This is a genomic window from Evansella sp. AB-rgal1 (assembly GCF_041820985.1).
Classification (GTDB): Bacteria; Bacillota; Bacilli; order Bacillales; family Salisediminibacteriaceae; genus Evansella.
Genome location: NZ_JBGUAU010000016.1, coordinates 122,266 through 139,743, shown reverse-complemented (window position 1 = coordinate 139,743; position 17,478 = coordinate 122,266). Strand labels below are relative to the sequence as shown.

Below are 17,478 nucleotides of genomic sequence, written 5' to 3'. Positions count from 1 at the left end.
GGTTCCATGAATATATGTGCGGATTTCACACTTTTATGTGCGGGTTCACGAAATATATGTGCACTTCCTATAAGTTTATTTTCATCCTTACTTTCTATATCATTCCTCGCGAATACAAATCATCAAATAGTATTAAACTATTCTTTTTCTCCTCATCTTGCTGTATCATGTTAATCAATGTAATTATTTACAAAGGAGATTCCATTAATATGATGAGACACATTTCCCCTTCCTACGACCCGTGGGAAGCTTATCTTGATATAGATCAATACGGACAACCGAAGCTAACAAACATAGAATTTACCACTACAAACTTATGTAATATGAGATGTGAACATTGCGCAGTTGGATACTCTTTACAAACAAAAGATCCAGATCCTTTACCACTTTCCTTACTGCTTTCCCGACTAGACGAGGTACCAACCCTCCGTGCTATGAGCATTACAGGTGGAGAGCCTATGATGTCCATGACATCAGTAAAGGAATATGTTCTACCTTTATTAAAGTACGCTCACGACCGTGGCATTCGAACTCAAATTAATTCGAACCTTACAATGCCATTAGAACGATATGAACTAATAACCCCTTACTTGGATGTCCTACACATCTCACACAACTATGGAAGTGTGGATGATTTCGTAGACATCGGTTTCGCAATGATGGATCGCAAACCTTCTTTGGAAAAACAAAGGCACTATTTTGACCGCATGGTGGAAAACAGTAAAGCTTTGTCCGCACACGGAGTGATCATCTCTGCAGAAACCATGCTTAATAAGCGCACCTTACCTCATCTAGAGAAAATTCATAATCAAATCGTAGAAATGGGTTGCACTCGACACGAAGTTCACCCAATGTATCCTAGTAATTTTGCTAGTGACCTTACCGTTGCAACCTTATCAGAGATTCGATCTGGGATTCATCGATTACTAGATCATCGACGAAAAGACATCTGGATGCTGTTTGGTACTCTTCCTTTTTACCCTTGCAACTCAGAAGTAGAGGATCTACGTTTGTTAGACAGACTACGTTCTGAACAAAATGTTACTGTACGAAACGACCCTGATGGACAATCTCGTTTAAATGTTGATATTTTTAACGGTAATATTAATGTAACAGATTTTGCAGATGCAGGGATACTAGGACATATTCAAGATGTAAATTTAAACGATGCATTTTCCACCTGGAAAAAATCTAGTCTAGCTAAAACAATCGATTGCCATTGTCCTGCTGTACGTTGTTTAGGACCAAATTTATTAGTGAAGCATGCATACTACAAAGATGTGGATTTCACGAAACGGGAACAACAATTGGTCTAATAAAAATGTCCTTATGGGTGTATTCCATAAGGACATTTTTGTGATCTAGAATGATAGGAAGGACAAATCGAGCATTTATCTTCCCGTTTTTGATGTTTGTACTCGTAAGTTAACATGATCTTGAACTGGTATCCATGCTCCAATTCCTTGTTGAGTCACATTTTTTACTTCGAGCCATTTTTTATCACCTTTCATACGAAGGTAAACTTCTCCATACGTAACTTTCCCCTTTTCATTTACAGCGGGGGCATACGCATCCAAATAGCCGATCATTTGTGGTGATACATTATATACACGCTCTGTCTTTGTATTGTGTCCAATTACTGTAGAAAAACTTAAAGGAAGATTGAGCTTTTCTGTTGCTTTTAGCAACATTAGCTTTTGAACCATATCTCCATTAGGAATTTCTGCAGTAAGACCACCTTTAATTCGCTTTTGTTGTTCTTGTTGATAGTGAATTCTTTTCCCTTCGTTACCTCCACGATTATCAAGCACATTTGTGTTTACTTTCTCAAAATCCCAATTAATTTTTGATTCCTCAGATTCATAAGCAAGTGGCCACTGTCCTAAATAAATGGAGACATTCATCATAAAACCTAATTTAGAACCTTTAATTGTAGATTCGTTAAACATTTTAATTAGCTCAGGATTTTCAATTGAAATATCTGTAGAATCTAAAAGCTCACTTGCTAAATCACTTGGATGTAACTTCGGAAGATCTTGAGTAGGGTTGGGATACGTATTATCCTTGGAAATATCCATAGCGGAATCTGGAATTAGTTTTTCTTTTTCCTCTTTTCCTTTCTCTTCCGCCAACGCTGGGGATAAGGTTAACATTACAAATAACATTGGGAGAAGAAAGAAAACAATTGCTTTTTTCATTTCATTTAGCCTCCTTACACACAGATTTGGCATAATTTAAACCGTACATAGTGGTAGTTTTTCTTGAAGGTTTAAAAATTATCCATTTGATTGTGAATAAGGGCATAAATAATCTTTTCCCCACTGTGTTGCCGGCAATGTTGAAAGGTCGCCTACAAAACGTAAGCGACCAGTAGTTAGTTTTTCTCTACTTCCTTCTCAACTTCAATTACTTTAATCTCCTGCCATTTCCCAAACTTATAGTATCCAATAGCTATAAGGCTACTCACTATCAAACTTACCCCCATCCCAATAGCTATCCCTCTTTCTCCTAACAAGGACGAAAACAAATACGCTAAAGGATAACGAAGTACCCAAAAAGATATGACGTTTAATATGAATACCTGGAACATAGCTCCAGCAGCACGAACAACACCGTTTAAAACAAAGTTAATTCCTAAAAACGGATAGAAAAAAGCGATGGTTTTGACATACATTGTACCGAAAGCTATCGTCTCCGTGTCTTGCACAAAAAGAGAGATTAAAAACTCCGCGCTGAAAAAGACAAGTGCACTAATAGAAAACGATACGAGTAAAATTAACACGACTCCGTTTTTCGCAACAGAATGAACTCTTCCCCATAACTTCGCTCCAATATTCTGACCTGCCATACTATTGACGGCAGTTCCTAAAGTCATTGCTGGGAGCATAATCAGACTATCGAGTCGTTGCGCCGCTCCAAATCCTGCAACTACACCTTCACCATAGGATGTCACAACCGTCATTATTGCTAATACTCCGCTTGAAATAACCATCATCGAAAGTCCTGACGGTAAGCCTAACTTAAATATGGATGAAAAGTATTCTTTTTTCGGAAGGCGCGGTAAGATGAAAGGAACTCCAGCACGATAAATGGAGTATATAAGACCATAAAAAAATGCTGTACCTTGTGCTACGATCGTTGCATAAGCTGCACCCGCGATCCCTAAATCAAATATGTAAATAAAAAGAGGATCTAGCATAGCATTTAATACTACCGCAATCACCACAAACCGAACGGGAGTTTTACTATCACCTAACGCTCTTAAAACAGTAGCGATAAAGTTATAACCAAAAAGAAAGCTAATACCGATAAAGTTAATCCGTAAATATGTTGTTGCTAATGGCAAGATTTCCTCTGGAGTTCCCATCCAACGTAGGATGTAGGGTGATAAAAAGTAACCCACAATTCCCAGTGCGATAGTCATAACCCCTAAGACAACGACAAATGCATTTAAGGACTCCTTTAATCCTTCTTCATTCTCAGCACCTTTTTGCTGAGAAAGTATGGTTAATGTAGCATTGTTGATACCAATAATAAACGACAAGATGGTAAATACAATTGTGCCCGAAATTGCAATTGCGCCCAATGCGTTTGCCCCAAGGAGGTTTCCAACCCATAATGAGTCAATGAGTTGGTAGGAGACTTGTAGGATGTTTGTTAGGAAGATCGGACCAGAAAATAAAATCATTTTTCTGGTTATACTACCCTCGGTGAAATCGTGTTGTTTTTTCGTCACGACAAAACCTCATTCCTTTTGTACAGATGCCTCTTTATTTATACGTTAATAGAAAAGCTTTCCGTCAATTCAATGGAATCAATGACGGTTTGGGCCATTGGACAATTTTTTTGCGCTAAAGCTACTGCTTTTTCCACTTTACTTTCAACAAGGTTATCTCCAGTGATGGTATAGTGCAAATGTATTTTTGTTATTTTATTTGCAGCTTCAGGTTCTCTAGTTACATCTGCATCTACTGTCATATCGTTCACTGTCATACGTTGTTTTTCTAGTACTTTACGAAGTACGCCACCACCACAAACAGCTATGGAACTTACCATCAGCTGATATGGGCGAAATCCATACTCTTCATTTCCTGAAATTTGTAATGTACCATATTCAAACGATGTTTCGAATCCGTTTTCCTTCATTTGAAATTTCATCTTCATCACTTCCTAAACATAAGATTTTCTTATTATTAATATATTGTACCCTGAGTGAAAGGATTTCGTCATCTCTTTGACTCGTAGATTAGTTTTCCTTGAATTTACAGAAAAACACTATACAATGAGATAGTGTGTTTCAAACATATTTACATAAACGAGGTCTTTACATGAATAAATTACGTTTTTGGATATTAATAATGATTGTTGCCATTAGTGGTTTTAGCCAAGGGATGTTACTTCCCCTTATCGCCGTAATTTTTGAAGGGGATGGAGTATCCTCTACTTTAAACGGATTAAATGCTACTGCCCTCTATATAGGTATCTTAATTATTTCACCATTTATGGAGCACCCCCTTAGAAAATTTGGTTATAAACCGGTAATCATAGCTGGGGGCTTAATTGTGGTTCTGAGCTTAGCCTTATTTCCGTTATGGAAATCTTTTTGGTTCTGGTTTGTACTTCGGTTTCTTATCGGTATAGGTGATAACGCTTTGCATTTTGGAACACAAACTTGGATTACTTCTTTCTCTCCTAAAGAAACACGAGGACGTAATATTAGCTTATATGGTTTATTTTTTGGTGTTGGATTTGCTGTGGGGCCGTTAATGACACCGTTAGTGGAGATCAATGAATCGTTACCCTTTATCATTTCTGCTCTTATGTGTCTTATCGCTTGGTTATTTTTGTTTATCCTAAAAAATGACTTTCCAGAACAAACAATTGAAATTAATTCTTTCATGGAAACAATGAAACGCTTTAAGAAAGGAATAAAATACGGGTGGATTGCCTTTTTGCCTCCATTGGGTTATGGGTTTTTAGAGGCTTCTTTTAATGGGGTTTTTCCCATTTACGGTTTACGTACCGGGATTGATATAGCTAGTATATCAATTGTATTAGTCGCATTTTCCATTGGAGGTATCGTATTTCAGCTTCCACTTGGAATTTTGAGTGATAAATTTGGACGAAGAAAGACATTAACAACTATCCTATTATTAGGATCCATCTGTTTTACAGTTGCAAGCTTTCTGGAGCATTACTTTATTGGTATGATCGTGGCTATTTTCGTTGCTGGAATGGTAGTAGGGTCTACCTTCTCTCTTGGGATAAGCTATATGACAGATTTGATGCCAAAAAACTTATTGCCAACTGGAAATATTCTGTGTGGTGTTGCTTTTAGTGTAGGTAGTTTAATTGGACCATTTTTAAGTGGTTTTTTAATCCAAATCAACGAGAATATCAGCTTTTTCCTTATAATAAGCTCCTTATTGTTCCTGTTATTTATACTAATCTCTACGTTTCAAAAAAGAGCAAATGTTGTTTAGTTTGTTCACAAAATTTTCAGGGACCTGGGACCCGACGAGTTTGTGAACAAAAAGGGTATGTCCGTAGGTAATTTCACCTTCGACATACCCTTTTCCTTTCGGATATATTTTCCACTGTTGTTCTGGAAACCCTTATTATTTATTCAAACACATGAGCTAATACTTTTGAAGAATCACTATTTTTCAAATTTTTCTTTATTGTCAAACTGACATCTACATTTAGTTGCGATTCAAGAGACTGGGCCGCTTCAGGTTCTCCGATGATATAGACTGATTCCCACTTTTTTTCCTTTTTCATTCCTTCAATATTCATGGCGATTTTCTTATAAAATCGATTTCTATTTTCATCGAAACGTTGCTGATAATCATCTACATGATTCGCGCTGGATGCCATTCTATCGGAAGATGCTATTCCATCTTTAAATCTCCAATCCTCTGTTTCAGGATCAAAAAAATACGTCCTTGTATCTTTTATTTCTCCTAAATCTATATCCAATATTTTTACTTCATCCAAATTCGGCATAATAATCGCACTCTTAGGAAATGATTTCTGTAATTTTTCTAATTGATCAAGGATCGGTCTACTTTCCCAGTGAAAACTTGTTTCAACAGGCAATTGTAGATAGTGAACAGACCATAAATCTTGATCATCAGACGCAAAGATGACAACACTCTTCAATAGCTTGGATTGATTTCCTTTCACTTCCTTTTCAACCTTTTTACGTAGCTTTTTATAGCTTTTTAGCTCTTCTTCATTTCCAGCAGCAACTAAGTATTCCTCCAGCCTTTTTAAGCCGTTCTTAAGTCTAATTTTCCACTCTCCCTTTTGCTGATTCTGATTAGCACGATCTGTGTTTAAGTATACAGATAATACACACTTTCCTTCTTCACACTGAATATCTTTTAAGGTTTCTATGTCTTTAGCTAACGCCATACATGACATTCCTCCTTTAATAGCATGTACAAGTATGTATCCTGTTTTGATTAATCTTAAACGTATTTTTTTATCTAAGTCATTTTACTATCATTATTTTTTAATTATGCGTGACCACTTAAAGTTTTTATTTAATTTGAAGGATCTTCAAAATTCCCTTCATACAAAAATGTTGATTTTTTCTTAAGGGAGATTTTATCGGCTCATTATTATAGAACGACGAATTGTTTTCTGGGTACAGCTAAGCTAAGGTTAAACGTTGAATGTAATATGAAAAAACGCATGTCGCCCCAATTCCGTCTACAGCATTACGAACGAGTTTACCGAGGAGCAAGTAGGCACCGGAACCGAACTTCTTTCCATGACACAACTAATTATCCACATGTCATAAAAATAGTTTCCTGGTTACAATTAAAAGAGGTTAACCACCTAATGTGATTAACCTTTCGTTTTTTAAGAACAGCTCGTCCAAATTTACATCATATCTCTATTGTAATAGATCTTCGTCTTCCGAGGAAGGAAGCAACTCCTGAACTTCCACAGCATCAATTCTTAATCTAGTTGCAAGTGATTGGAACTCATCCTTTGTTTCTTGAAGAGCTTCTAACAACGCTAACGTGTGTGATTTCATTTGTTTAGTTGATTCCACAAGATTTTGGATATCATCAGATGCATCTTCTACAATTCTTGAAATCTTGTCACCAGAATTTCGTAGTTGATCCACAAATGGTTCTCGGTTATCACGAATAACTTCCACCCAATGCTTTGTTTTGTCTTTGCAGTCTGTAGCACACTGGACTACCTTAGTTCTTGTTTTTTTGTTAGAAAAAATATAAACAGATGTAGCGAATGCACCGATAACTAAGCCGCGACGTAACCAATTTTTCTTGTTACTCTTTTCAGTCTTGTCCAAAATTATAACCTCCCAACATGATTGAACTTCTTCTCTTTTCATTTTACCAAGTATTTATAAGAACAAACAAAAATTTTGATAAAATTCATAGTAGTTTTCTTTATTAATGAGAAATTAATTGATAATGTATTACATCATCAATAATTATTTTCTTTATTTCATTATTATCTTCTAACAAATCTAGATGACCTAACGTTTCTGAAAATGTTAAATCAGGTTGTCTTTTGAAAACATGATCATATTTTTTTCTACAAATATCAAAGCAAGTCATTGGTTCATGCCCGATCAAAGATTTAAACATTTGTGCCTTTTTTACTTGTTCGTAAAGACGTAAATCAATTAATTGTTTTGGGTTATACACAGTTTTTCCATGACCTGAAAATGCAATATCAACAAATCTACACTTTTTTAAAGAATTTCGATATTGAAGTAACGTTTTTGGTCTTTCTGATTCATCCCCATACGGACCTTCAATGATTGCATTAGACGATATGTGCTCTATCAAATGATCACCAGCGATCATCACTCCATCAGACTTTCTATAAAAGGATACGTGACTTTGAGCATGACCAGGAGTTTCAAAAATAGACCATTCAGGTAACCCATCCATATTTTTTCCATCCTCTAAAACATTATCCACATATCCGTCTGAATAAAAATCAAGGTATTTCTTAGTTTTCTGTTCAATTAGTTCAATTATCCCCTTAGGTACACCATTTGTTTTATATAACGTTTGATAAAATTTACTCATTCGATTCAGAAAAATCTCTTCTTTTTTTAACCACGGGATTACTTTTTTATGAGCATAAATCTTCGCTGTTGGAATAAATTTTTCTAATAAACCAATATGATCTGGATGATGATGTGTAAGTAGAACTATCTCTATATCTTGTAATTCGATATTGTGTTTCTTCAATCCTTGTTTTAATGAGGTATAAGCTTCTTCTGTATTCGGTCCAGTATCAACTAACGTTAAAACATCACTTTTAATAAGATATGTATTTATAGGACCAACAAGAAATGGTGTTGGTAAAGTAATTTGATATATATTACGAGCTACTTCTTTCATAAGTTAGATACACCTCCAAGAAATGAATGATTATTCACTTCTATTCTATCGAATAAATGAAAGAATGTCATGTGTTATTAACACAAAAGATATCCACAAGGTTGTTAACAATGTGGATTACTATTCAAACATTATACGTATTAACTTCTTCTCTTGTGGGTAATTATTTGTGTATAACCTCTATTAAGATGTGGATATTGTGGATAACTTTGTGTATTACCTTAAATAACTTCAAGATTCCTTATATATCTTTACTATGATTGTGGATATGTTGTTTTGAACAACATGTATCAGAATGCATATAATTTAGTAATTGCATATGAGTTTGTTCCTCTACTATGATTGGGAAAATAGAACTTGTAAAAGCTGGGGATAAATTATTTAAAAGCTGAACATATAAATGTATTGTATTTGATTTTCTTAACAATATTTCTGATAAGCCTTCCTCGAAACTATCAGGCACTTCAAATGTAGGTGCATCTACATCTGGTACTTTTCCAATAAGTTGATAATTAATATCCTTTAGAATATTATAATGAATACGCTCCGATTCAATCATACGTTGTAATAACGAGATGTGCTCTTCTTTTTTAGAAATGACTTTTAAATAATCAAATATCAACTCATCTGTACTTTCAAATTGCCTAATTTCTTTTATTAACCATATGGAGCGTTCCATTGAATCCCTTTCTTCTTGTTTACTTCGATAATAAAAGGACCTTTCATAAGGATAGTTTTTCATCTTTATTCCCCCTTATATATTACACATAGTCTTTACCTCTATTTACTATATGAAGTATATAGTTGTTCATTCATTCAGAAAGTTCAAAAATTTGTAACAGGTTACACACCTTTTGATAGTAAAAAGTTATATAATTAAATTGAAAGAAAATTAGGAGAAAAAGGATGATCAACGATGAGAAAGCGCTTAAATAAATCATTTGAAGAATTAGTAAATGAAAATAAACAACAACTTCTGAATGATGACCAAGCTATTAAAGAAATAGAATTAAAAGTGGAAGAAAAATACTCCAAGGAAATGCAACAAGCTTAATTATTTTGAAAATTTCTTGTGTAAGTATGCACAATTATTAAGGGGTGTGACAAAAGAAAGTTACTTTTGTCACACCCTATTTTCTTTTATTGATATTGTTTTAATAAAGATTGAAGTTTAAGAGCTTGTGAAAGATCCCCTTTTACCTTCAGTTTCCCACTCATATAGGCAACAGTTGGATTTAAGGATCCATTCGTCATCTTTAAAAAACTTTCTTCACTTAGCACGAGTGTAATAGTTGGTTCCTCTTTTGCTCCTACTATATACGTCACATCACCATTATTAAGTACCAATTGATAAACACTTTCTGTTTCCCCAGTAATGTGAAATTCATAGATTGCGTTTACGTTATTAAGATGTATTGGGTCAGCTTTCATATTACTTACAATTTGATTAAATATATTGTTTATTTGCATCTTTTCACTCCCTTAAAAAATGATTTTATTTTTTTATAAATGAGATTGCTTCATTTTTTACATCCTAGTTATACATTTTTTCCTAAATTTAAATTACTCTCTATTTGCTTTTGAACCATTTCAGTAAGTACCTTTCCATCTATTTTTTCATCCTCTAGATGAATACGAATTGGTGTTGATATTGTAATATGGACTTCTGCTGGTTGAATAAAATTGTTATTGGCTTCCATAGCTAAATAAGAACCATCAATTGTGATAGGAAGAATAGGAGAATTGGAAAGTGTCGCTAGTTTTATGCTTCCAGTTTTAAAATTGGCTACCGGTCCACCTTTGCTTCTCGTTCCTTCCGGAAATATCACTATATTGTTCCCTTTTTCTAGTTTACGAACTCCATCACGAATTGCTTGAATAGATTGACGTCGATCTTTGCGATCCATAAAAACACACTCCATGTGCTCCATCCATGTACGTATAATCGGAAGTTTTTTCACCTCAATTTTTGATATAAAGCTAATATTAACATCTAAGAAAGCAAGCAGTATAGGAATATCAAAGTTTCCTTGATGATTACTAACAATTAAACATGACTCCATTTTTGGAATATTCTCCTTACCATGAATATGTACCTTTATTCCAGCGACCTTCAATAGAGATCGAGCCCAGTTTCTTGTGATTATCTTCACATGTTTTTTATGAGTTTCTAATTCACCATTTTTAAACAGCTTATTAGCCTTCCATAAACTTGGAATAGAGTAAAGTAAATAAGCTCCAAAATATATAAACCAAAATATTGTCCTAAGCATCTCTATTATCATCCCATTCTCATTGTTATCTTTCAATATTATACCAGATCAAACTAAATAAATAATATAATTGGTAGTTTAAAAAGGGATTGTATCGTGAATATATTATCGTGGTACTATTTATATAAGTAGGGGGTTCATATGAACAGAGTTCATGGAGTTGTTTCAGGAAGGGTCCAAGGTGTCGGATTCCGTTATTTTACATTTACAACTGCTATCAGTAATCATATTACTGGATGGGTTCGCAATTGTAGTGATGGAACTGTTGAATTTGAAGCGCAGGGTCAAGAAAGTGATTTAAATCATTTTCTAACACTTATAGAAAAAGGTCAATTTCCTGCAAAAGTAACGAATTTAAAGACTGACTCTATAGAAGTTGATTTAAGAGAAGGGAAATTCAAAATTTTAAACTAAGTTTCGACTTAGATGGTTCCTGCAACCTTATATATTATCGATAAAAGAAAAATTAGATAGTAATTATTACTAGGAACGGCATAGAACACTCAACATGATATTTTAGGCTTGGTAATTTTCTACTGCAGATTTTATCTCCGGAACCGCCGATACCACAGCATCATTCTTTGTACTTGTATATGTTTTGTTTGGAGGAACACTTTTATCCACATAAAGACCCAAACACAATTAATTGTTTGGGTCTTTATGTTATTACAATACAAAAGGAGATACTATTAAATTTATGACAAAAACCACTACTCCTAATAAAACAGCTGATTTTTTTGCTTTTTTATTTATTTTCGGCTTAGCCATAAACAGGTAAATGATAAACCCAATTGGCAATGCAAAGTATTCATAGCTGTATGATATCATCCCTAAAATATATAACCCTACTAATTTTAAAGGTAGATTAGATTCTTTCGGATGATCCACCTGCTTATATACCCAGATTAAACCAACGGAAAGAATGATCGGTATAGTAAGTAATACTTGATTTTCTAACATTATTAATCTCCTTTATATTTAACCAGTATAGTTGATACCATAACTATACACTAAAATTATATTTCCCCTCAAGAACGGTTTCAAAAATATAAAAAGAAAAGGGCTACGCCTTTTCTCAATGTTTGAATTATTATTTTCTAATTAATTTCTCATTTAAACATTAATTCTGTTTATTCACAAGCAGGATTTCTTGGAATTTTATTAATTGAAATATCATTTATCATACGAGTACTTCTTTTAATAATACATACGAAATTTGTTGTCCATATATAGGATGGGATATCTTGATCCTCGAACATCATAGCTTCAAACTCGTCACCCACGAGGTCCTCAAAGATTTCCTGTGTGTAAGTTTCTGTATCAGTTGTAAAATCAACCCATTCACAAATAAGTTTTCTAGTTGATGTCTTCATCTGTATCACATCTCCTTTCGATAAATTAATTTTATCATAAAAATTGTACTACAACATAAGAACCGTTGAACGAATTGTGTCGCTTTTTAAATCGCTTTCAATACATATCTACTATTACAATAATTTAAACTGTGTTATCACTAAAAACCTATTAAAACAGTCTTTTTTACTAATTTCTATAGTTTTTTTATGAGAAGATCCTTAGAAACACATCTGTTACATAATAATAGGACTATATGTGTAAATGAAATGAGAGTATGATAAATGTTATCCCTCCTTCCTATTATAATGCAGGTATAAATGGTTTTTATACAGAAATAATTATCAGTCTCTGATATTAAGTTATTAAAAAAGATTAAAAGGGAGCGTGTATTTTATGGAGATTCGAAAATTGAAAACTACTGAGATTGATCTTAGTATCAAAATGTCTGAATACGCATTTCAATATACTTTGTCAGACGAAGAGCGAGTGGAACGAAGAGAATACATAAAACCAGAACATACGTGGGTTGCTGTAGAGAATGATTCAATCCTATCAAAAGCATCTATAATTCCTTTCCAGACATATATTTACGGAAAAAAAGTTCCGATGGGGGGAGTATCTGGTGTTGCCACATGGCCAGAACATAGGAGAAGCGGTCTTGTAAAAGAGTTACTCTTCCATAGTCTAAAAGAAATGAAACAGTCAGGACAGGTACTCTCCTTTCTGTACCCATTTTCTATCCCTTTTTACCGAAAATACGGGTGGGAATTGTTCGCAGAAAAACAAAAACTCACATTAACCAGAGAACAGCTTCCTAAAAGAACCCCTACAGAAGGATATGTAAGAAGAGTACAGAAAGACGAGAAATTAATTAATAACGTTTATGACGAATGGGCAACCCATTACAACGGATGTTTAATAAGAGAAACAGATTGGTGGAAAAAGTCTATTTTTCGATCCAAGAAACATTCCATTGCAGTATACTATAATAGTTCAGATGAACCTCGGGGTTATATGATCTATTATGTTGAATCAGAGTGTCTGACAATTGATGAAATAATATGGTTAGACCCTGATAGTAGAAACGGTCTATTTTCCTTTATCGGTAACCATGACTCTATGATAAAAAAAGCGATCATTACCATAACACCTAATGATGGGATGCCCCACATTCTTCCTGATCCTAAAGTGGAACGAGAAATCCAATCCTATTTTATGGCACGGATTGTGGATGTAAAAAAACTATTAGATCTTCTACCACATAGGAATGGTTTGGAAAGTGTAGAGCCTATCATTCTTCATATTACAGATGAATTCTGTTCTTGGAATGATGGAGTGTATTTTATTAGACACTCTCCTGATATGCGAATAGAATTTTATCCGACGAAAGTGAATCAAGGCGCTTCTTGTAAGCATCCTCCCAAAAAGGGGATTCGGCTTTCGGTTCAAACTTTAGCCGCATTACTTCTTCATGCTCAATCAATGGACACATTATATTCAGAAGGGTTCATTCTTGGCGATAAAGAAACAGCTGATGCATTAGCTGACCTAATTCCAAAAAATAAACCTTTTATTTATGATTTCTTTTAAAAAAATACATTAAGTTTCTCAAATACAAACCAATTTACATTAGTATTACAAGGAAAATTTCCCCAACTAAATAACCACCCTAACGAGTTCCTTATCTCCTCTTTAGGGTGGTCAACTTACATCTTATTCCCATATTTTTCTTATTGTCTTTAGTGTTCTTTTTGATTTACTGTATCTTAACGGTATATCAAATTTAGTAGTTTGTCTCACAATACTTTTCTCATGGGAAAACGTATCAAAACTATATTTCCCATGATATGCTCCCATCCCACTCTCACCAATTCCTCCAAATGGTAAGTACGGCGTACCAATATGCATGATCGTATCATTTAAGCATCCGCCACCAAATTGAAGACTTTCAAAGAAGTACTTTTCGTTACCCTTATCTTCTGTAAAAAGATAAAGTGCTAAAGGACTTGGTCTCCGTCTTACGAATTCAATTGCTTCATAGTCGTTGGTAAACGATAGAACTGGTAATATAGGACCAAAGATCTCTTCTCCCATTATAGGATCATCCTCTGTCACATTAGCTAGGATAGTTGGCTCGAAATAACGGTCTACTCGATCATATTCTCCTCCATGATAGACTTTTGTTTCATCATCTATTAATGCTGCAAGACGATCTACGTGCTTTTCTGTAACAATCTTTGGGTAATCACGGTTAAAGCGTACATCTTCTCCATGTAACTTTTTAATGTAATGAACGAGTAACTTTAGTAATTTACGTCGAACTTTTTCTTGAACTAAAATATAGTCTGGAGCTATACAAGTTTGTCCAGCATTCGTAAACTTCCCCCAAACAATTCGTTTTGCTGCTAACTTCAAATTTGCATCACTCATAACTATGGCAGGACTTTTCCCCCCAAGCTCCAAAGTTACTGGTGTTAAATTTTTTGCTGCTGCTTCCATCACTTTTTTCCCAACTTGTACACTTCCGGTGAAAAATATATAGTTTACTTTGTCAGAAATAAGTTCCTTAGCTACCTCTGCATCTCCCTCTACGACGGCTACATACTCTTCCTGAAAAGTATCAGTGATAAGTTCACGAATAACAGTGCTAGTATGTGGTGTTAGTTCTGATGGTTTGATAATCACTGTATTACCTGCAGCAATCGCACCAATTGCCGGAGCAATCGCTAAATGAAATGGGTAATTCCACGGAGCGATAATCAATGCTACTCCATACGGTTCTTGATATATATAACTTTTGGAGCCTAGATGTGTTATTGGCGTTTTCTGTCTTCTGGGTGCTGCCCAATAATCCACATTTTTTAACACATCTTTAATCTCGTTATAAATAAATCCAATTTCTGTAATAAATGCTTCTTGTTCAGATTTATTCAAATCCTTCTTTAATGCAGACAAAATTACTTCTTCCCTGCTTTTAATTGCCTCGCGCAAACGAACAAGTTGCTTTTGTCTATATGTGATATCCCTTGTATCCCCTTTATAAAAAAAAGTTCTTTGTTTTTCAACTAAGTCATGAATTGCTTCTTTCATAATATACTCAACTCTCCCCTAGAAGATTGACCCTTTTAACTTATATGTTAATAAAAAGAATTATATTTAGATTTTAGAATGAAAAGTTATATTAATAAGCTTCTGTTAAAGTATTTTCATTTTCATTTGTCTACCCTGAAAATAAGTACTCTTATAAGTGGATAACTTATCTAGTATTACTAACTTTGTTGGTTTGTATTCCATTCGTTTCAGCCCATTCGCGTTCCTTGGGGAGCTCCCGAGCCTTCTGCACTCCTACATCGTGCCTAAGTCTCGCCCCTGCTCTGCATCCCTTAGGAGTCTCATGTGCTTCCACTTATTCCATAGGAAGTGCATTGTTCTAATCCCATCTCACAAAGTATTTTCATCCGCCATGGTGCAAAATTTCCACTTGCATGGGTGTCTGCCCTGATAATTAGCATATACAAATTATTATTTTTCAACTAATAATTGTAAGTAATAACGGTCGCATCGTTTATAGTGTGGATCACTTGCTATTTCGTATGGATGTCTTTAGTCTTTACAATAGTTCTATTTTATTTTTTCCTATTATAAGCTTATATGGAGTTAAGGATAAAAAGCAAATAGGAAGTGACTACTTTTTATTAGTTTCGTGGGGAAGGACAGGTGATAAATTTGGATTTGATATTGCAATATTTACTCATTTTTATAATGGCAGCTACTCCGTGGCTTGAAATATTAGTTGTCATTCCTTTAGGCATAGCTATTGGATTGCATCCTGTCTATGTCGGTATCGTTTCTTTTATAGGTAACTTCATACCTATTCTACTTATTATTTATTTGATGAATTGTTTTTCTAAAACTAATTGGTATATAAAAAGAAAAGAAAGAAGTTCAAGTAAAAAGAAAGGGAGAAATGAAAAAGCATTAAGGATATTTCATAAATATGGTCTTCCAGGGTTAGCTTTTTTAGGGCCTCTTTTAACCGGTATACACCTTGCCGCGATTATTGCTCTTTCTTTACATGCTGATAAGACTAAAACAACAATTTGGATGGGAATAAGCCTTATCATCTGGTCAGTTATGATAACAATAAGTGCTTTCTATAGTATAGATTGGCTTACAAGATGGTTTTAGGGAAATCATTGAGATTTCCCCCGACCATCGATGCAGACCTTTTCATAAATTCCTTCTTCTTTTTTTACATAATAGTAATCATATAAATTTACAACTGGACATGCATGATTAGGTACAACATGTAGCTTTTTATTGAGGCTTATGTTCTTTACTATTTCTTCATGCTCAACCTCCATGGCAATAATCCCATGTTCTTCTGACACTCTTGTAACAAATAATGGAGGGTCTAAAAGAAGTCGGCCATATCCTTTTATATTCTCGTTCCCATGAGCTCCCCTTTCTGTCGTTAACGCCTTGCTACCTCCGTCTATAATAAAACGATTAGATTTTATAGAAGAGACTGAAGTTAGGACCGTTAAGGCAACTTCCTCTAAATTTGCTACTCCTAAACTAACTTGAATTCCATCAAAAAACACAGCATTACCTGGTCGAACCTCCGTAATTCCATCATACTTTGAAGCTAGTTCAAAAGTTGGAGTGGAGCCCACACTTTTATGAAGTATGGCAAAGCCAGCTTCCTCACAAAGTTGAGCACTTTGTAAAACACTTTCTGCCTCTTCTTTCGCAATTTTATTAATCATTTCTTGAGAAGTTGCAGCATAAGAATGACCTGCATGAGTATAGATACCAGTCGCATTTACTATGTTTCTTGTCGATATCTCCTTGATTAACTCTACAGCCTCCAAACCTGGCTCCACGCCACAACGGTTTAATCCAGAGTTTACTTTTATCCAAACCTCTGGTGTAACTCCTAATTGTATAGCTATTCCTTCGATAATCTGTGATTGCTCTTTACTATCAACTGTAAAGATAATTCTCGCATTAGACCATTGTAGAAGTCTTTCTATTTTTCGCTTATCTACAAGTGGGAAAGCGATTAAAATATCTCTTACACCGCCATGTAATAACACCTCTGCTTCTGAAACAGTTGCTACCGTAATTCCACATGCTCCCAGCTCTAACTGTTTTTTTGCAATTTCAATAGACTTGTGTGTTTTAAAGTGAGGTCGAACTTGGACGTTATTATCTTTTACTTTCATTATCCTATGTATATTTTTTATCATTTTTTGTTCATCTAGAATTAGTGCTGGTGTTTCAATATCGGCCAAATTATATTTCAAATCACTCACTCCTTTCCTCCATTATAACAAGGTTTCTATATGGATATAATGTATTGTTTGATTGGTTATGACTTCCTTGATGAAATTCCACTAACTATTTCCAGAATACTACGCTATGGTTTTTGTGAAAAATAAAGATGC

General features: G+C 34.4%; 19 protein-coding genes. 6 read left to right on the top strand and 13 right to left on the bottom strand.

Annotated elements, in window-relative coordinates; genetic code table 11:
* Positions 1-209 precede the first annotated feature (209 nt).
* Positions 210-1,316 (top strand): radical SAM/CxCxxxxC motif protein YfkAB, encoded by a 1,107-nt coding sequence (yfkAB, locus tag ACERII_RS15070; RefSeq protein WP_373643391.1) that lies wholly within the window; start codon positions 210-212, stop codon positions 1,314-1,316.
* A gap of 75 nt (positions 1,317-1,391) precedes the next feature.
* Here yfkAB and ACERII_RS15065 read toward each other — a convergent pair whose 3' ends face one another.
* The 3 genes from ACERII_RS15065 to ACERII_RS15055 form a co-directional block, all read right to left on the bottom strand.
* Complete coding sequence (locus tag ACERII_RS15065) at positions 1,392-2,198, bottom strand: YfkD famly protein (RefSeq protein ID WP_373643389.1); 807 nt, start codon at positions 2,196-2,198, stop codon at positions 1,392-1,394.
* Positions 2,199-2,374: 176 nt separating this feature from the next.
* Positions 2,375-3,736, bottom strand: a complete 1,362-nt coding sequence (locus tag ACERII_RS15060) for an MATE family efflux transporter (protein WP_373643387.1) — start codon at positions 3,734-3,736, stop codon at positions 2,375-2,377.
* 38 nt (positions 3,737-3,774) lie between these two features.
* Positions 3,775-4,158: an OsmC family protein gene (locus ACERII_RS15055; protein ID WP_373643386.1), complete on the bottom strand. Its 384-nt coding sequence runs from the start codon at positions 4,156-4,158 to the stop codon at positions 3,775-3,777.
* A 170-nt stretch (positions 4,159-4,328) separates the two neighbouring features.
* On the opposite strand from ACERII_RS15055, the gene ACERII_RS15050 reads away from it, so the two are divergent.
* A complete protein-coding gene (locus ACERII_RS15050; protein ID WP_373643385.1) occupies positions 4,329-5,483 on the top strand; it encodes an MFS transporter in 1,155 nt (384 codons plus the stop codon).
* A 139-nt stretch (positions 5,484-5,622) separates the two neighbouring features.
* Here ACERII_RS15050 and ACERII_RS15045 read toward each other — a convergent pair whose 3' ends face one another.
* The 4 genes from ACERII_RS15045 to ACERII_RS15030 form a co-directional block, all read right to left on the bottom strand.
* The gene (locus ACERII_RS15045; RefSeq protein WP_373643383.1) at positions 5,623-6,417 is read right to left on the bottom strand and encodes a VLRF1 family aeRF1-type release factor; all 795 of its coding nucleotides are present in this window, start codon (positions 6,415-6,417) and stop codon (positions 5,623-5,625) included.
* A 487-nt stretch (positions 6,418-6,904) separates the two neighbouring features.
* Positions 6,905-7,330, bottom strand: coding sequence for a hypothetical protein (locus ACERII_RS15040; RefSeq protein ID WP_373643381.1), 426 nt, complete (start codon positions 7,328-7,330; stop codon positions 6,905-6,907).
* Positions 7,331-7,433: 103 nt separating this feature from the next.
* Complete coding sequence (locus tag ACERII_RS15035) at positions 7,434-8,399, bottom strand: MBL fold metallo-hydrolase (protein WP_373643380.1); 966 nt, start codon at positions 8,397-8,399, stop codon at positions 7,434-7,436.
* Between the two features lie 241 nt (positions 8,400-8,640).
* Entirely contained in the window at positions 8,641-9,141 is a 501-nt protein-coding gene (locus ACERII_RS15030; protein WP_373643379.1) for a ferritin-like domain-containing protein, read from the bottom strand.
* Between the two features lie 174 nt (positions 9,142-9,315).
* Here ACERII_RS15030 and ACERII_RS15025 point away from each other — a divergent pair, with 174 nt between their 5' ends.
* Positions 9,316-9,453: an FbpB family small basic protein gene (locus ACERII_RS15025; protein ID WP_373643378.1), complete on the top strand. Its 138-nt coding sequence runs from the start codon at positions 9,316-9,318 to the stop codon at positions 9,451-9,453.
* A gap of 86 nt (positions 9,454-9,539) precedes the next feature.
* Here the strand turns inward: ACERII_RS15025 and ACERII_RS15020 are convergent, their stop codons facing one another.
* Together ACERII_RS15020 and ACERII_RS15015 are read right to left on the bottom strand one after the other, a co-directional pair.
* Positions 9,540-9,869: an SCP2 sterol-binding domain-containing protein gene (locus ACERII_RS15020; protein ID WP_373643377.1), complete on the bottom strand. Its 330-nt coding sequence runs from the start codon at positions 9,867-9,869 to the stop codon at positions 9,540-9,542.
* 68 nt (positions 9,870-9,937) lie between these two features.
* Positions 9,938-10,672, bottom strand: coding sequence for a lysophospholipid acyltransferase family protein (locus ACERII_RS15015; RefSeq protein ID WP_373643376.1), 735 nt, complete (start codon positions 10,670-10,672; stop codon positions 9,938-9,940).
* A gap of 141 nt (positions 10,673-10,813) precedes the next feature.
* Between ACERII_RS15015 and ACERII_RS15010 the strand changes: the two genes are divergently transcribed.
* Positions 10,814-11,086, top strand: a complete 273-nt coding sequence (locus ACERII_RS15010; RefSeq protein WP_373643374.1) for an acylphosphatase — start codon at positions 10,814-10,816, stop codon at positions 11,084-11,086.
* 252 nt (positions 11,087-11,338) lie between these two features.
* On the opposite strand, the gene ACERII_RS15005 is transcribed toward ACERII_RS15010, so the two are convergent.
* On the bottom strand, positions 11,339-11,632 hold the full coding sequence (locus ACERII_RS15005) for a hypothetical protein (RefSeq protein WP_373643373.1): 294 nt from the start codon (positions 11,630-11,632) through the stop codon (positions 11,339-11,341).
* Between the two features lie 170 nt (positions 11,633-11,802).
* A complete protein-coding gene (locus ACERII_RS15000) occupies positions 11,803-12,045 on the bottom strand; it encodes a hypothetical protein (protein ID WP_373643371.1) in 243 nt (80 codons plus the stop codon).
* Between the two features lie 376 nt (positions 12,046-12,421).
* Between ACERII_RS15000 and ACERII_RS14995 the strand changes: the two genes are divergently transcribed.
* Positions 12,422-13,618, top strand: a complete 1,197-nt coding sequence (locus tag ACERII_RS14995; protein WP_373643369.1) for a GNAT family N-acetyltransferase — start codon at positions 12,422-12,424, stop codon at positions 13,616-13,618.
* A 123-nt stretch (positions 13,619-13,741) separates the two neighbouring features.
* Here the strand turns inward: ACERII_RS14995 and ACERII_RS14990 are convergent, their stop codons facing one another.
* Complete coding sequence (locus tag ACERII_RS14990) at positions 13,742-15,118, bottom strand: aldehyde dehydrogenase (RefSeq protein WP_373643368.1); 1,377 nt, start codon at positions 15,116-15,118, stop codon at positions 13,742-13,744.
* A gap of 627 nt (positions 15,119-15,745) precedes the next feature.
* Between ACERII_RS14990 and ACERII_RS14985 the strand changes: the two genes are divergently transcribed.
* Complete coding sequence (locus tag ACERII_RS14985) at positions 15,746-16,216, top strand: small multi-drug export protein (RefSeq protein WP_373643366.1); 471 nt, start codon at positions 15,746-15,748, stop codon at positions 16,214-16,216.
* Between the two features lie 5 nt (positions 16,217-16,221).
* Here the strand turns inward: ACERII_RS14985 and ACERII_RS14980 are convergent, their stop codons facing one another.
* Positions 16,222-17,346, bottom strand: a complete 1,125-nt coding sequence (locus ACERII_RS14980; protein ID WP_373643365.1) for an alanine racemase — start codon at positions 17,344-17,346, stop codon at positions 16,222-16,224.
* Between the last annotated feature and the right edge of the window lie 132 nt (positions 17,347-17,478).

Excerpts from the sequence above, each read along its gene's own strand:
- ACERII_RS14995 (WP_373643369.1), top strand. The coding sequence starts at position 12,422 with ATGGAGATTCGAAAATTGAAAACTACTGAGATTGATCTTAGTATCAAA.
- ACERII_RS15055 (WP_373643386.1), bottom strand. The coding sequence starts at position 4,158 with ATGAAATTTCAAATGAAGGAAAACGGATTCGAAACATCGTTTGAATAT.
- ACERII_RS15010 (WP_373643374.1), top strand. The coding sequence starts at position 10,814 with ATGAACAGAGTTCATGGAGTTGTTTCAGGAAGGGTCCAAGGTGTCGGA.
- ACERII_RS15005 (WP_373643373.1), bottom strand. The coding sequence starts at position 11,632 with ATGTTAGAAAATCAAGTATTACTTACTATACCGATCATTCTTTCCGTT.
- ACERII_RS15015 (WP_373643376.1), bottom strand. The coding sequence starts at position 10,672 with ATGCTTAGGACAATATTTTGGTTTATATATTTTGGAGCTTATTTACTT.
- yfkAB (WP_373643391.1), top strand. The coding sequence starts at position 210 with ATGATGAGACACATTTCCCCTTCCTACGACCCGTGGGAAGCTTATCTT.
- ACERII_RS15020 (WP_373643377.1), bottom strand. The coding sequence starts at position 9,869 with ATGCAAATAAACAATATATTTAATCAAATTGTAAGTAATATGAAAGCT.
- ACERII_RS15030 (WP_373643379.1), bottom strand. The coding sequence starts at position 9,141 with ATGAAAAACTATCCTTATGAAAGGTCCTTTTATTATCGAAGTAAACAA.
- ACERII_RS15050 (WP_373643385.1), top strand. The coding sequence starts at position 4,329 with ATGAATAAATTACGTTTTTGGATATTAATAATGATTGTTGCCATTAGT.
- ACERII_RS15025 (WP_373643378.1), top strand. The coding sequence starts at position 9,316 with ATGAGAAAGCGCTTAAATAAATCATTTGAAGAATTAGTAAATGAAAAT.
- ACERII_RS15000 (WP_373643371.1), bottom strand. The coding sequence starts at position 12,045 with ATGAAGACATCAACTAGAAAACTTATTTGTGAATGGGTTGATTTTACA.
- ACERII_RS15045 (WP_373643383.1), bottom strand. The coding sequence starts at position 6,417 with ATGGCGTTAGCTAAAGACATAGAAACCTTAAAAGATATTCAGTGTGAA.
- ACERII_RS15035 (WP_373643380.1), bottom strand. The coding sequence starts at position 8,399 with ATGAAAGAAGTAGCTCGTAATATATATCAAATTACTTTACCAACACCA.
- ACERII_RS14990 (WP_373643368.1), bottom strand. The coding sequence starts at position 15,118 with ATGAAAGAAGCAATTCATGACTTAGTTGAAAAACAAAGAACTTTTTTT.
- ACERII_RS15065 (WP_373643389.1), bottom strand. The coding sequence starts at position 2,198 with ATGAAAAAAGCAATTGTTTTCTTTCTTCTCCCAATGTTATTTGTAATG.